The sequence below is a fragment of the Enterococcus sp. DIV1537a genome (genome assembly GCF_051712085.1).
In the GTDB taxonomy this organism is placed as follows: domain Bacteria; phylum Bacillota; class Bacilli; order Lactobacillales; family Enterococcaceae; genus Enterococcus; species Enterococcus faecalis.
This window is the reverse complement of the sequence record NZ_JBIOOE010000001.1, coordinates 2,078,136-2,093,745: the sequence shown is the minus strand read 5'-3', so window position 1 is coordinate 2,093,745 and position 15,610 is coordinate 2,078,136. Positions and strand designations below refer to the sequence as shown.

At 34.3% G+C, this 15,610-nt stretch carries 13 protein-coding genes; 10 read left to right on the top strand and 3 right to left on the bottom strand.

Features of this window, described 5'->3' with window-relative positions:
* Positions 1-84: 84 nt before the first annotated feature.
* The 4 genes from IGJ41_RS10250 to IGJ41_RS10235 are packed head-to-tail and all read left to right on the top strand — an operon-like array spanning position 85 to position 3,695.
* Entirely contained in the window at positions 85-618 is a 534-nt protein-coding gene (locus tag IGJ41_RS10250) for a hypothetical protein (RefSeq protein ID WP_438714634.1), read from the top strand.
* A complete protein-coding gene (locus IGJ41_RS10245; RefSeq protein ID WP_050443800.1) occupies positions 596-1,819 on the top strand; it encodes an efflux RND transporter periplasmic adaptor subunit in 1,224 nt (407 codons plus the stop codon). The genes IGJ41_RS10250 and IGJ41_RS10245 overlap by 23 nt, the downstream gene beginning before the upstream one ends.
* Entirely contained in the window at positions 1,816-2,499 is a 684-nt protein-coding gene (locus tag IGJ41_RS10240; RefSeq protein ID WP_032490246.1) for an ABC transporter ATP-binding protein, read from the top strand. Before IGJ41_RS10245 ends, IGJ41_RS10240 begins: the two co-directional genes overlap by 4 nt.
* On the top strand, positions 2,496-3,695 hold the full coding sequence (locus IGJ41_RS10235; protein ID WP_033628161.1) for an ABC transporter permease: 1,200 nt from the start codon (positions 2,496-2,498) through the stop codon (positions 3,693-3,695). The genes IGJ41_RS10240 and IGJ41_RS10235 overlap by 4 nt, the downstream gene beginning before the upstream one ends.
* 304 nt (positions 3,696-3,999) lie before the next feature.
* Here IGJ41_RS10235 and IGJ41_RS10230 read toward each other — a convergent pair whose 3' ends face one another.
* The 3 genes from IGJ41_RS10230 to IGJ41_RS10220 form a co-directional block, all read right to left on the bottom strand.
* Positions 4,000-4,281, bottom strand: a complete 282-nt coding sequence (locus tag IGJ41_RS10230; protein ID WP_033628162.1) for a hypothetical protein — start codon at positions 4,279-4,281, stop codon at positions 4,000-4,002.
* 305 nt (positions 4,282-4,586) lie between these two features.
* Entirely contained in the window at positions 4,587-4,913 is a 327-nt protein-coding gene (locus tag IGJ41_RS10225) for an AzlD domain-containing protein (RefSeq protein WP_002362235.1), read from the bottom strand.
* Positions 4,900-5,607, bottom strand: a complete 708-nt coding sequence (locus tag IGJ41_RS10220; protein WP_002381529.1) for an AzlC family ABC transporter permease — start codon at positions 5,605-5,607, stop codon at positions 4,900-4,902. The genes IGJ41_RS10225 and IGJ41_RS10220 overlap by 14 nt, the downstream gene beginning before the upstream one ends.
* A gap of 213 nt (positions 5,608-5,820) precedes the next feature.
* Here IGJ41_RS10220 and IGJ41_RS10215 point away from each other — a divergent pair, with 213 nt between their 5' ends.
* The 6 genes from IGJ41_RS10215 (at position 5,821) to IGJ41_RS10190 (ending at position 15,442) form a co-directional block, all read left to right on the top strand.
* A complete protein-coding gene (locus IGJ41_RS10215) occupies positions 5,821-6,372 on the top strand; it encodes a helix-turn-helix domain-containing protein (protein WP_002381530.1) in 552 nt (183 codons plus the stop codon).
* A gap of 112 nt (positions 6,373-6,484) precedes the next feature.
* The gene (locus IGJ41_RS10210) at positions 6,485-7,816 is read left to right on the top strand and encodes a hypothetical protein (RefSeq protein WP_002359673.1); all 1,332 of its coding nucleotides are present in this window, start codon (positions 6,485-6,487) and stop codon (positions 7,814-7,816) included.
* Positions 7,817-7,991: 175 nt separating this feature from the next.
* Positions 7,992-12,296 (top strand): bacterial Ig-like domain-containing protein, encoded by a 4,305-nt coding sequence (locus tag IGJ41_RS10205; RefSeq protein ID WP_438714378.1) that lies wholly within the window; start codon positions 7,992-7,994, stop codon positions 12,294-12,296.
* A gap of 198 nt (positions 12,297-12,494) precedes the next feature.
* The gene (locus IGJ41_RS10200) at positions 12,495-13,196 is read left to right on the top strand and encodes a bacterial Ig-like domain-containing protein (RefSeq protein WP_002381532.1); all 702 of its coding nucleotides are present in this window, start codon (positions 12,495-12,497) and stop codon (positions 13,194-13,196) included.
* Complete coding sequence (locus IGJ41_RS10195; protein ID WP_002411083.1) at positions 13,197-14,633, top strand: helix-turn-helix domain-containing protein; 1,437 nt, start codon at positions 13,197-13,199, stop codon at positions 14,631-14,633.
* A 407-nt stretch (positions 14,634-15,040) separates the two neighbouring features.
* Complete coding sequence (locus tag IGJ41_RS10190) at positions 15,041-15,442, top strand: hypothetical protein (protein ID WP_225620469.1); 402 nt, start codon at positions 15,041-15,043, stop codon at positions 15,440-15,442.
* The last annotated feature ends 168 nt before the right edge of the window (positions 15,443-15,610 follow it).

The following is a 15,610-nucleotide window of genomic DNA, read 5'->3' as shown; positions in this document are numbered from 1 at the left end:
AGGCACCTCTGAATAGAGATTAACATGAACGACTGATAGTTTTCAAACACGCTCTAGATTTTTAAAAATTAGATTTTTTAAGTGATGACAAGAAAGGATTTAAAGTTAATGGACAATTATAAAAAACAAGTAAAAAAAATTAAAGTATGGAATTTAATTGCTCTAGTATTGACTTCAGTTGGAACAATTTTTTCAATTATTGGGCTACCTGCTGCATTAAATCCAGATAAAACACTATACACAGATTTTGGATCAGAGGGGATGAGCATTTATAATCAATTAAGCAGTATGCCAGTAAAAGTGTTTACAGTTTTAAATGTTCTTTTTTCAATTACTTTTGTGATTTTCTTTTTTATTTCACACAGGAAGATAAAAAAGAATCAAATTCCACTAAAATATCCTTATTATTTAAATTTGGGATGGACTGTCGTGTCCATTATATTTTCTTTGTTAACAACGCCTAGTTTTACAAATACTTCAGAAATGCAATCTATGGGACTAATTATCGGAATTACAACTATTATTTTCATGTTAGTGTTCAAATTACCAGTAATTATGGTTTTAGTCTACTTATTCAAAGTAAATACAGGGGAGAATGATATTGAAAAAGTTAACTAAAAAACAACAAGTTTCTTTAACGATCATAGGCTGTCTTGTTGGAGTACTATTAATCAGCGCGACCCTTATTTATAAGTTGAACGTCACTGAACCAAAAGAAGAAAAGCCCTATCAAATTATCAGGGTAAAAAAGAGTGGTCCCTTGGTTTTAAAAGGAATTGTTCAACCTAAAGCAACTAGTTATTTAAATTTTGATCAATCCCTTGGGAAAATTAATACTATTTCCGTGAAAAATGGTCAAGAAATCAATGAAAATGATGTAGTTGCTACTTATCAAAATACAACTGTTGAAGATCAAGCGGAAGAACAAACCCAATCTTTAGAAAAGTTGAATCTGGCAGTTACAAATGCTCAAATAAATTTAGATAATGCAACACAAAAACAACAAGAATTAGAAAATCGCTTAACTGTTGCTAAAAATGAACAAACCACCATTGTAAATAAAAAAATGGATGATGAAATGAAAAAATCCGAAAAAGCTGAAGCTGATAGTAAAATTGAAACCATACAACAATCGTTAGATGCACAAAAAGAGGCGGTTTTACAAGCAAAACAAGCGTTAGATGCGGCGAATGTTGATTTATCCAGTGCCAATAATACTATTGAACAAACAAAAAAGAAAATCACCACTACCGTAACAGCACCATTCAAAGGAATTGTCTATATTAACGATAAAGGGAAAGTAGACGCAACAGTACCATATGCGACTATTGTGAGTCCAGAGACAGTTATAAAAGGTTCTGTCACAGAATATGATTATAATAAAGTAAAAGTGGGTCAACCTGTAACGATTAGTCAAATCAATGAAGAAAAAGCAACAGACGGAATAATTACTGAAATAAATGCACTGCCTGAAGAGATGGCTGTCAGTCCACAAAATACATCATCAACTAAAAATAGTACAATTTCAACATTCTCCTTTATAATTAGCCCTAAAGAACCTATTCATTATGGTTATAATGTCCAAATCAGTGTTCCAATGAATAATTTAGAGTTGGCTAAAAAGAATACAGTTAAAGAAAATAATAATGAGGTATTCGTTTTTATTTATAGAGATGGAAAAGTCGTTAAACAGAAAATAGAAGTAAAAGAAGATAATGATAAATACGTAGTAAAGACTGGACTTAAAGAAAATGATTCAATTGTTGAAAAACCAGATACTAGTCTGAAAGATGGTCAAAAAGTGACGGTGAAACAATGATTGAACTCAATAAGATAAATAAATACTATGCAAATGAAGAGGAGTCACTTCATGTATTAAAAGATATTCATTTATCCATCAAAAAAGGGGAAATGATAGCGATCATGGGCCCTTCAGGATCTGGCAAATCGACATTAATTAATCTTTTGGGATTTATCGATCGTAAGTTTGAGGGAGAATACTTGTTTGAAGGCAGATCTTTGGTTAATACAGCAGATGACATTCTTTCTAAAATAAGAAATCAAACAGTAGGTTTTATTTTCCAAAACTTTAGTTTGATTGAGAGTAACACAGTTTATGAAAATGTAGAACTACCTCTTCTTTATAATGGGGTGTCTCCTTTTAAAACGAAGGAAAAAGTTTTTTCCGTATTGGATAGAGTTGGTTTAAAAGGAAAAGAATATAAATACCCAAAGCAGTTGTCTGGTGGCCAACAGCAGCGGGTGGCCATTGCCCGAGCATTGATTAATCACCCTAAGTTTATTATAGCAGATGAACCGACAGGTGCTTTAGATACACACACCTCAGAGGAGATTATGCAGCTTTTTACTACTTTAAATAAAGAAGATGACGTAACGCTTATTATGGTTACGCACAACCCTGAAGTTGTTCCTTATTGTCACCGGTTGATTACTATTAGAGACGGTGCGATTATTGAAGATAAGGAGTTGGTGCAATGAATCTTTATGTAAACATGCGTTCTGCTTGGAAAGCAATTAAAAATAATCGAAAACGTAGTGTATTAACCATGATAGGAATTATTATAGGAATATCGTCTGTTATTACAATTTTAGCTATTGGAAGAGGGTTCGAGAAAGATACCGTAAAAAATCTTACTAAGAGTGATTCTAAGAATGTGGAAATTCAATTAAATTTTACACCGAGTGATACGTCCTTATATGATACAAATACAAAATTCTTTCAAGATGTAGACTTATCTACAGTAAGAAATGTAGAAGGGGTAAAAAAAGCTGACTATTCTAAAATTGATGAAGAGCAAATCTACAAAGATTTGTCTATTAGAGGAAATAAAAAAAATAGACAGATTAAACTTATAGATTCTGAAGGAAAAAAAGTTTCTATTGGCAGGAATTTAACAGGTCAAGATAGTGAATTATTAAATAAAGTAGCAACAATTGATTCAGTTACAGCCAAAGAGTTATTTAATACACCAGAACGAGCATTGGGTAAAGGAATTGAAATTGAGCAAGAATTATTTAGAGTAGTAGGGGTTTTTCCTGGAGAAGAGCAAGATAATTTGTTTTCCTTGTCAAATACAAATATTGAAATTCCAAAAGATACGTATCACTATTATTTTAAATCAGATAAAAATACCTCCTCTCTAACATTAACTTTAGAAGAAGGAGTTAAACCCGATAAGGTGACTTCTAAAGTAATAAAACAATTAAAAGATAAGGGTAGTTTGAGACATCTGGGTGAATATGAAGTATTAGATACAGCAATGTTAACGAAAGGAATTGGTCAGATTCTCAGTACAATTACTTATTTTATAACAGCTGTAGCAGGAATATCATTGTTTATTGCGGGGGTAGGGGTCATGAATATGATGTACATCTCTGTATCTGAGCGAACAAAAGAAATTGGTATAAGAAGAGCGTTAGGAGCTACTCGAAAATCTATTATGCTACAATTCCTTTTAGAAGGTTTAATTTTAACTATTTCTGGAGGAATAATTGGTTATTTATTAGGGATGATTTTTGCTTATGGTATTGGATCTTTGATAAAGGTCCACGTATCAGTTGATTTATTTACTATTATACTAGCAGTGGGCGTCTCTTCAGTTATTGGTCTAGTTTTCTCTGTAATGCCTGCGTCAGATGCAGCTAAAAAAGATTTAATTGACATTTTAAGGTGAGCGCTTGTTTCAAAGGATGTCAATTTCCTTTTTAAATGGTGGTTTATAGTTTAAGTTTATTATTCAAATAGTTTAAAATGGAAAAAGAACCTGGAATTTTAACTTTCCAGGTCTTTCTTTATTCTATAAATAGTCATACGGTTTGCCCCAGTCATATTTTGAATGGACGTGATTGGAAACTCCTTTAAAATTAAATCCTTAATCTGAAAATAAACTGTTCGATTTTCTGGATTTGAAGTTGTTTCGGAATACTTTGCTTGTCTTCCTTTATAGACTTTCTTTTCTTTTGCTCGCTGAATTCCTTCTAGTTGCCGCTCTTTATTCCAAACTTTTTTATTCGTGGAATTTCCTCTAAAAGATCAACGAATAATTGAAACCCTAGTTCATTAAACTGCTGGTTTTCAGTCTGAAAGTTCAAAAATTCTGCATCAATAACTGTCAACCGAGCCTTTTTTGAATGAATGGCAATGACTCGATTACGAATTTCTTTATTATTCTTGCCTAAATTATACAGAGTTAAAACAATAACTTCGTCTCCAGTCTGAATTAGTTGTAACAGGATCCCATAATGTATTATATCGAACATTTTTGTCCGTAATTACATTATAAAAGTATTTTCCGATAAATATAAACTACTATAGTAATAGAAACTTCAAGAATAGTTTTATTGTAGTTACAGTAGTTATTTATGTATGTCTAAAATCTGCCTAAAATGTATTTTATCTGATGTAAATATTGGATTATTTGTAAAAAAAGATTGATTTAAAAGTATTTATAATTAGGAAATTATTTTTTATTTACTCGTAACGCGTAGGTCACAGGTTCGATCCCTGCAGCTGGCATCTAAAAAAACAGACAGGCACTACCATCTGGTAGTGCCTGTCTGTTTTTTTAGATAAAATTTTGGATTAGTGCAAATGAAGCAATGCCTACCAGTACAATAAGCAATAAGTTTTTAGTAAGTATTGCGGCTAAAATGGTAGGAAATGAAGCGAATAAATAAGGAAGATTGAGGCTTGGTAAATGCCCTATTCTTTGTTCAAATAAGCTACTAAACCATAAGGCGGACATAATCACAATGGGAACAAAACTTAGATATTCTAATAATTTCTGTGGCAGACTGATTTTTTTTAAAAGTAAAAATGGCAGTATTCTTGAAAGCCAGGTTGCAACGGTACAGCCTAAAATTGTTAAAAAGAGATACTCAGAAGAAGGCATGTTTTATCATCACTCCTATTCCACAACCGATTAACGTGACAACTAAGACAATTAAATTACTGGGAATAAAAATTAGACCAATAGACATCAACCCAAAAGTAATCAGGACCATGATGAGTTGTAAAGCGATTTTCATGGAACGATCACTAATTATCTGCAGATAGAGTAAACCAATGAACATAGCCACGACCGCAAACTCAAGACCTAATGCTTGAGGGTTTGCAATAAAGCGCCCTAGATAGGCACCGATGATCGTCGAAAAAACCCAAGTCGCATAGGAAATCAAATTGGCAGCATTAAACCACTCAAAACTTAAACGTCCTTTGGTATGGTTTAATTTATTCATTCCTAGTGCAAAACTTTCATCCGTCAGTAAGGTTCCCAACCAGAGATTTTTACCGAGAGATTCGGCTTTAAAGTAAGGCGCAATGGTCATTCCCATAAGAATCATACGCGCATTTACTAAGAAAGTCGCTAACACAATAGATAAAATAGGGCTGCCACCAGTCAACATACTAACTGTTACAAACTGAGCAGATCCTGCAAAAATAAAAAACGACATCGCACTAACAATAAGAGGGGAAAAACCTGCTGCTTGTCCTACGATACCAAAAGCAATGCCAATACCAATATAGCCAAAAACCGTTGGCAAGGCTTCACGAATGCCAGTGGGTGCATCTAATTGGTGGTTCATTCTCTTTTTTTCCTTCTTTCTGTATAAAATTTAAACACGTGTGTCTGAAAATCTAGACCTTCGATAATGAGACACAACGAGCGAATGAGCGTTTTCATTATTAACCACTCCTTTTGAACAACTAAGATATATATTGTATAATACAATAAAGAATACTTTTGTTCAATATATTAAACTTTTAGATAATAAAAAGAAACAGAAGGAGCAACTATTTTGGAGATTAATACAATTATTGGCAATAATTTAAAAAAAATTAGACAAGAAAAAAAACTTACGTTAGATGAACTAGCTGGGGTAACCGGAGTGAGTAAAGGGATGCTTTCGCAGATTGAAAAAGGAACCACCAATCCTACCATAAATACAATTTGGAAAATAAGTAATGGACTCAATGTTCCATATACGTATTTATTAGAAGATGACTATGTTAAAGAAAATCCCGTGGTTAAAAAAACTGAGACGGTAACACAACATTCTGAAGATCACTCCTATCGAGTCTTTAATTACTACTCAGACAACCAGGAAAGAAACTTTGAACTCTTTCAGTTTGAATTAGATCCAGGGAAAAAGTATCAAGCTGTTGGGCATTCAAAACGTTCGACAGAATATGTCATGGTTATTCAAGGAGCATTAGCTATTGAAGTGGGCGGTCAGAGATACCTTCTTCCAAAAGACGCCGCTATGTATTTTGATGCTAATCAAGTACACACGTATATAAATGATGGAACAGAGAAAGTCCAAGCTGTTGTCATTAACTATTATACGTAACAGTGGAAAATAAACATTAGGAAATTGCTACATCTGTTATTTTATGGACAAAAAAAGTAAACAATGCTACCCTAAAAATAATAGAAAATGAAAGATAAAAGAAGAGGTCAAAATGAATAAAAAAATTGAAAGTCTTGGTAATACAGCATTAAGTTTACTAAGTAATACGATTATTGTTGTGCCTTATTTACTTTACATTCAATTGAGTGATGGACACAACCTTCTAACAATTTTACCATTTGTCTTATTTTATACATTGCGTATGACAGGCATTTTTCTGGTTCGAGGAATTAATTTGTCTTTAACTAGTCTAGGTCTACTAAAGATTTCTCTATTGTTAGGCTTGGCAGGCTCCTTAATTGGGATCGCCGGCGCTTATTCTTTCCCGCTTTATAGTATTTCAGGAATGTTGTTAGGACTTAGTGGGGCATTGTTGCCACCAAGTAATCAATCAATTCGCTTTTTCTTAAAAGAAGAAGGTCAAAAAATAAGTCATAGCAATCTTTTAACGACAGTCTTATTGACCGCTGTTTTATTTGGCGCTTTATTTTTTAAAGCGACTGAGATTGGACTGGCGTTATTGGTGTACGCGCTCTATTTTCTGGTTGCTTTAGTAGCAATCAAGAGCTATCCTGTTTCATTAAACGAGCTAGAAGAAGAATCAGCAGAAGTTTCACGAAAAGAATTAATTCTGTTTGTTATCTTTTTTGTGTTATTACTTTTATTAAGAAGTGGTCGCTTATTAACGAATGCGGTGGAATTTGATTATGCGATTGTTGGCGCCTGCTGTTTCTTTGTGGTGGCTGTCCTTTTCGTTAGTCATTATGGCAAACGCGGTGCGTATAAAGTATCATTAGAAATGAATCTTGCGACCTTGATTAACGGGATTGTCGGGAACTATTTATTTTTATTTGGCTCCATTTATGTTGCAGGGGTTTATGGCAGAGCTCATATGGGCATCTATCTCTATTTACCTTATGTTTTAGGGATGATTTTTGCAATGATTGTAGCTAGTAAAACGAAACAATGGTCAAACAACATACCAATGGTTGGTCTGGCAGGAAGTTTGGGAATATTACTTCTTACCTCGTGGACTATTTTAGGCCTGTTTCTCTTGAGTTTTTTCAAAAGCACATTGAACAGCTTTTTAGCTAGGCGATATTATCAAGAGACAGATTTACCTAAAGATAGCCGCATCCTTATCAAATATACAACACAAACAAAAGGGAGTTTATTCCATCAATTTATTTTGATGGCGCTTATGTTAGTCACTGTAGTAGGCAAAGGTGGTACGACACAATTTTTATTAGAATTGACTGGCGGCAAAGGCATTTCAATGCAAACAAGTCAATTTTTAACTTTTATTAAAAATAGTAACTCGCTCTTAGTGTTATTGTTTATTGCAGTTTATTTCGTGGTCGTTTTTCGTCAAAAGAAACGATAATTTACAAATATTAATAAAAAAATACTTGGAAAAACAGTGATTGTGGCTGATTTTCCAAGTATTTTTTTATGAAAAGATGTTTTTTTTTTTTGAAGATTCAAAAAAAATTAATCAATTGTTTCATTTTTAACAAGCTATTATTAGGTTATATGAATTTTATTGAAAGGGGATTAGTATGAAGAAAAAAACTTTTTCTTTTGTGATGTTGAGTATACTTCTCGCACAAAATTTCGGGTTTGCCGTAAATGCCTATGCTGTAACAACGACAGAAGCACAAACAGAGACCACTGATACAGCAAAAAAAGAGGCAGAGTTATCGAACTCAACACCATCTTTACCTTTAGCAACAACGACTACTTCAGAAATGAATCAACCAACTGCAACAACTGAATCGCAAACCACAGAGGCGAGCACAACAGCTTCCAGTGATGCTGCTACACCATCTGAACAACAAACAACGGAGGGCAAGGACACCTCACTTAATGAAAAAGCCCTACCAGATGTTCAAGCGCCAATTACAGATGAACTACTTGACAGTATGAGTCTTGCGCCGATTGGTGGAACAGAATACAGCCAAACAGAGGTTCACCGCGAATTAAATACAACACCGGTAACCGCTACGTTCCAATTTGCTGTTGGAAACACGGGTTATGCACCTGGATCAGTTTATACAGTTCAATTACCAGAACATTTAGGTTATTCAACTGTCAGCGGAGAAGTGACAGGCATTGGCGCAACTTGGGCAGTCGATGCGGCAACCAAAACATTAAGTATTACGTTTAATCAGCGAGTTTCGGATACCTCCTTTAAAGTAGAACTAAAAAGTTATCTAACAACAGAGGCGGAACCATTAATCAAAATTGAAACTCCAGGAAAAAATAAAAAAACCTACTCGTTTGATTTATATGAACAAGTAGAACCAATTCAATATAACGAACGAACCAGAACGACAGGGTTAGATGGCGAAATTTTTTATAATTTAGACCGGACGTTAACTGGCAATCAAACATTAGAATTATTAACAACAGAGACGCCAGGCGCTGTCTTTGGAAAACAAGATAACTTGGAACCTCAAGTTTTCAGTTACGATGTCGACATTAATGGTCAAATTTTACCAGAAACGCAAACCCTGTTAACACCTGGCAAAGATTATACATTAAGCGATAATTCACTAGGGCGGATTGCTGTAACTGTTCCAAACATGAATCAACAAAAAGCCTATTCCTTATCGATTAATCGGACAATTTATTTAGAGAGTGCTTCGGACTATAACTACTTATATTCGCAGCAGTATCCAACAACAAAAATTGGGTCAATTTCTTTGAAAAGTACGACAGGAACTAAACAAACAACCGATTTTACTGCTAAGACGAGTCAAACAAGTAAAGTAATTGCTGATCGTGAAATGCGTAGTATGTCCTATATCAGTTTTCAAAGCAAAGGGAAATATTATGTAACAATTTATGGCACGTTAACAGAAACAAAAGTGGGTCAACAAATCGTATTAGAGAGTACAAACGGTCAAGAAATTAAGAATCCTAAATTTACGGCGTATGGACCTTTATATGAAAATGTAAAATTGGAAGACTATTTTGATATTAAAACTGAAGGTGGCAGGCTCATCTTAACGGCCACAAAAGATAGCTATTTAAGAATAAATATTTCTGATTTAACAATGGATTTTGACAAGAAGGACATTAATCTATCATTAAGTACACCTGTAATTGGTCCCAATAAAGCCATTCAATTAGTATCCGATCAATATATTGAACCCATTAGTGTTGTTAATCCTTTGAATGCTGAAACTGCTTGGGGTAATTATGATCAAAATGGTGCCTATTCATCAAGAACAACTGTCTCAGTTATGGGAAGCAAAGAGACACCGATTCAAAATTTAGAAATTAAAGTAAAGCATCCTAATTATCTTTCATTGCGAGCTACAAAAGAAATTTATTTTTATTACAAGTTAGGAACGGATTATACAGTAACGCCAACGTCAGATGGTTCAGTTATTAAGTTCACTACGCCAATAACCAACGAAATCCAAATTCCAATTGGTTTTAATTATGTGCCAGATAGTTTGCCAAAAGATAAAAGTATCCCAGTCGATACGATACCGATAACAATGAGTGCTGAAGGTTTAACTCCAGTTGATACGACAGTAACTACTAATAGTAAGCGTGGTTCTGAACGAACACTTCAAAGTAGTAAAAATCAATTCCTTGTCAATGCACGAAATGATTCTTTTGACTCACTAAGCGTCCGTACAAAAATTCCAGCTGGCGCCGATGTTCTTTTTGACATTTATGATGTTTCAAACGATCAGGTAGATTCAATTTATCCACAATACTGGGATCGTGGCTATTATTTTGATAAACCAATGTCACCAGACAGTCCTGGATACCCAACGATTACTTTTGACGAAAATACCAATAGTTACACGTTTGATTTTGGAAAAACCAACAAACGTTACATTATTGAGTATAAAAACGCCAATGGCTGGATCGACGTGCCAACTCTTTATATAACAGGGACAGCTAAAGAACCACAATCGAATAATAATGAAGGGTCTGCTTCGGTTTCTGTTCAAAATGAAGCGTTAGACATTTTGAGTGCAACACAAGCGGCGAATCCAACATTAAAAAATGTAACAAAAACAACAGTAACAACAAAAAATATTGATAATAAAACACATCGTGTGAAAAATCCAACGATTGAATTAACACCAAAAGGCACAACCAATGCTCAAATCGATTTGAATTCTATTACCGTGAAAGGCGTGCCAGAAGATGCTTATTCATTAGAGAAGACTACAAACGGTGCGAAAATTATTTTTAAAGACTATACATTGACAGAAAACATTACGATTGAATACAATACTGTCTCTGCAAACGCTGGCCAAATCTATACAGAAACAACAATCGACTCTGAAATATTGGACCAGATGTCTGCTAGCAAGAAAAAAGTCACCACTGCGCCAATTACATTGAAATTCTCAGAAGGTGATGCGGAAGGCATTGTTTATTTAGCAACTGCCACATTCTATACGCATAACATAGAGGATGAAAACCAAGCAATTGCGAAGGTTTCTTTTGAACTAATTGATAATGTCACGCATACAGCAACCGAATTTACAACAGATGAAAAAGGTCAATACTCCTTTGATGCCATCATGACAGGTGATTATACTTTGCGAGTAACGAATGTACCGCAGGAATATTCCGTGGATGAAGAGTATTTGACAGGAAAAGCCATTAAGCTGGTCAAAGGAGACAATCAACTAAAAATTCCATTAACTAAAACAATTGATCACAGTCGTTTACAAGTCAAAGATACAACGATTTATGTCGGCGATTCATGGAAACCAGAAGAGAACTTTGTTTCAGCAACAGATAAAACAGGTCAAGATGTTCCCTTCGAAAAAATCACTGTTTCAGGTCAAGTTGATACTAGCAAAGCAGGCGTTTATCCAATCGTATACAGTTACGAAGGTAAAGAAGAAACAGCTAATGTGACCGTCAAAGCCGACCAGTCTAAGTTAGAGGTCAAAGATTCAACGATTTATATCGGCGATAAATGGAAACCAGAAGATAATTTCGTTTCCGCAACAGACAAAACAGGTCAAGACATTCCCTTCGAAAAAATTGACGTTCAGGGAACAGTGAATGTCGATAAAATAGGCGATTATGAAATTGTCTATAAAAATGGCACAAAAGAAGCGAAAGCAATCGTTCATGTTCGTGATGACAGTCGCTTACAAGTCAAAGATTCAACGATTTATGTCGGTGATTCATGGGAAGCAGAAGAGAACTTTGTTTCAGCAACAGATAAAACAGGTCAAGATGTCCCATTCGAAAAAATCACTGTTTCAGGTCAAGTTGATACTAGCAAAGCAGGCGTTTATCCAATCGTATACAGTTACGAAGGTAAAGAAGAAACAGCCCATGTGACCGTCAAACCCGACCAATCTAAGTTAGAGGTTAAAGATACAACGATTTATGTTGGTGATTCGTGGAAACCTGAAGATAATTTCGTTTCAGCAACAGATCGTGACGGTCATGCTATATCCTTTGATAAGGTTCAAGTAAAAGGGGAAGTTGATACAAAGAAAACAGGAGAGTACCAGATTTCCTATACCACTGAGCCAGTTAATGAAACCAAACCAGCTGTGCAGTCACGACTTTTCGCAATGTTTTCAAACGAAACACCTCGTCAATTGACGACAGTAGCAACTGTTCATGTGATTGATCGTAATCCTACACCACTACCAGATAAAAATGAGAACAACCAGACTAGTTCCTCAACGAATCAAACCACGATAAAACGTAGTCAGTATGTCACACACATTGTGAAACCTGACAAGCAAGGACGTTATCCCAAAACGGGAGAACAAACTAATGGTCTATATCGTGTGCTAGGACTTGTTGTATTACTTATTGTGATTATTAGTGGTATAGTCATCAAGAAGAAACGAAAATAATTAAATGAGCGTGGGGCAAAAGTTTAAAGTAACTTTTGTTCCACGCTTAAAAGATGAATAAGTGCATGAATGAGGGTAGCTGTTTCCTTGGAAAATAGGAAGTTTTACAAGTGACTTTTATTTTAAGAACACCTATTAGCAGGTTTTTCTGTTAAGATAGTTATTTTTATGAAATAGTTTGGAGGAATAATAAACGAGATGAACCAGCGAACTATTTATTATGGTAGTATCGGCACAGCCTTATTTCTTTCTTCAGGAATGTTGATTGCTTCAGTGAATAGCTATGCAAACGAAGCGACAACACCAGGCAAATACACCGTGACTTATGAAGTGGATGGCAAAATTGAAACAGCAACCATTACGGTCAAAGAAAATCAAACGGAACTTAAATTAAAAGACACGTTTTTAGGAGTTAATCAAGCATGGTCACCATTAGACAATGTCGTTTTTCTAAAAGATAAAGAGGGACGCCCTTTAAACTTAGAAAATGTAATTATAGAAAATAATGTAAATACTCAAAAAGTAGGCCTTTATTTTGTAACCTTCCGTTACGAGTCATACCTTTCTATTGCGAAGGTGTATGTCAACCCTACTAATTTTGCTGCAGAGGGGAATATGCTTGCAGAACTTCCTTATAGTCAAGCAATGATTGGGCCAGAAAGACCAATTATTGCCTCGAGACAGGACAAGGAGCAACAAACAAAACAGGAGAAAAAGAAAAATAAAATTGAACAGGAACGAGTAAATAAAAAGGTGCTGTTAAATGATGAGTTGTTGAAAAAAATAGATACGATAGCCCCAGTGGAAATTACTGGAGGAGCGGCAAGTGGGGCCTCTCAATTTGGCACCACTTTAAGCTTCCTGTCAGGCTCACTTTTGTATGGAACAAGGAGAGTTTAAATGGAATTCTTGTTATTAGATGATCGGGAAAATTTAAAATTAGCGATTATTAGAAAGTTAGAGCAACAATATTCATTTTCTGAACGAAAAGATCGTTTATGTAAGCAATTAGCTATTTCTCCTTATTTGCTAGAACGGAACATAACAGAAATCAATGCAGATTTGCAACGCTTTGGTCTGATTAATGAGATGGAAATCAGTGAAAAAAATAATGAAATTTTGTTATCTCAAAGCCTTCGTATTTCTTCAAGTATTATTGAAGAATATTATTTAAAAGACTCGTTAGAATTTAATCTATTAAAAACGATTTTCTTTCATCAGTTTACCTCAATCAAAAAATATGGTGAAAAGCACGGGATGAGTCGAACGGTTGTATACAAAATTGTTGACCATATCCGGAAAGAATTAGGTCAATATGGTATCAAGTTATCCAAAAATTTACAACTTAGCGGCAATGAAATGGCGATTAGACAATATTTTACTATGCTCTATTACCGAATTTACAAAGATTCTGAAGAAGTATATAATCAAACAGATCTTCGCGCAGTGAACCAATTATTGGCTCAATTGAAAGGCTCTTATGAAAATATCACTAATTTTCATTTATTTAAACATTATGTATTGGTGGCGTTAGAGCGAACGCAGAGAAAAGCTAATTATTTTTTATCCCAAGAAGAAAATCCATTCGTTTTTGACGAAGAAAGTTCGATTTATCAAGAAATTCAATGTTGGATCAACGAAGTGATGAAGGCGACTCGTGCAGAGAAAAACGCAGAAATTCAAGGAATTATCGGCAATTTATCGGTCTATCAAAGTGAACTTATTTCGGAACATTTGCTGAGTTCTCACAATGAGGCAATTACGGCTACGAAAACATTATTCTTTTCTTATATGCCGTTTACAATTTCGGACGAAGAATTTTATCAAGAAATTGTTCCGATTATTTATCAACATCGTTTTATTACGCCGTTTATCGATATCACCTTACGAATTATGGATTTAGAATTTTTTCAGGAACGCTACCCAATTGTTTTTGATAGCTGTCGTCAGTTTTTATTTGCGTTGGATTGTTCGGCGTTTGAGTTTAGTAAGCTTTCTTTATTTTTTGATTTGCTATTAGTGTTATCCCGTCTTTATGATCAAAGGAATGAAAAAAGCACGATCAATCTTTATGTGAATTTTACGCAAGGAGAAAAATATACTCAGTTTATCAAAGAACAAATCAAAATATTCGAATCTTTCAGCATTCACTTTCATTCAGCGATTCGACCAGATACTGATTTAGTAGTTTCGGATTATTTACCAAAAACGTTATTTTCAGTAAAATGTTTAATTTGGCTAGCGCCCCCGCGAGCCAGTGACTGGCAAAATTTTGGCAACGAAATTGTCCGAATTAATAAAGAGCTACAACAAACAAAACAAAGAAAAAGCGAATAATAGACGAGGGCGGGACAGAATTGTTTAGCTTCGAGGACCAAGTTGTACGCTGATTTTATCTGTTCGTATTTTACAGAGAAATATCGAAGCGTGTAGTGTTGATGCTATTCCCGCCGTTTATCAGGTTTTGAGTGTGGAACAAAAATCCAAAGGGATTTTTGTTCCACACTCGTTTTTTACGAGTAAGAATTGAGAATCAAAAAAAATATAGATATAATTAAAAATAGATGAGTTTTATTTTTGGTAATTCTCATTTAAAAAAGAAAAAGGAGTGTATTTTTATGAAAAAATTTTTAAAAATTAGTCTCGTCTCAGTCATATTATTGTTGATTCTAACTAGTTGTGTCATTGTGAGGATGTGAGAAAATGAAAAAAATATCTGGTTATCTGTACTGGCATTATTAATTTTGACTGGTTGTAAAATTAACATTAATAGTCCACAATCTGCCAGAGATGATAATTACGGTGAGACAACCCAGGCAAGTACTAGTATTAATGAAGTAGATGATAAGCTAGCTGGAACAATGTTTTCAAAAAAAGGAAGTGGTGATGATGTATTTACAAACTTAGCTTTTAAAAAGGGGCCAGTTATAGCAAACATTACTTTCAAAGGAACGGAAAAAATAGTTGTTCGGATCGTGGACAGTGATGGACAAGAAATTGCAAAGTTAATTGATACACAAGGAAACTACATTGGAAAAACAATGGCTCAAATTCCTAAAGACGCAGATACGTATATTTTAGAAATTAAAGCAGAAGGAAGTTGGTCCATTCAATTTTCAGAAGCAAATACGAAAGCCAATCAATAGCTATTTTGGAAAGAAAGCAGTCTATACCTATCTGAAGTGGAAGAAACGTAATTTTTGTAGAAAAATTAAGCATGAATAAATGGCGATCGAAAAGAAAAATTTTTATTGAATTCTCTAAAGTTTTTCTCAAATATAGTAGAATTCCTTTCTTTTCTTCTGTGAGAAAGA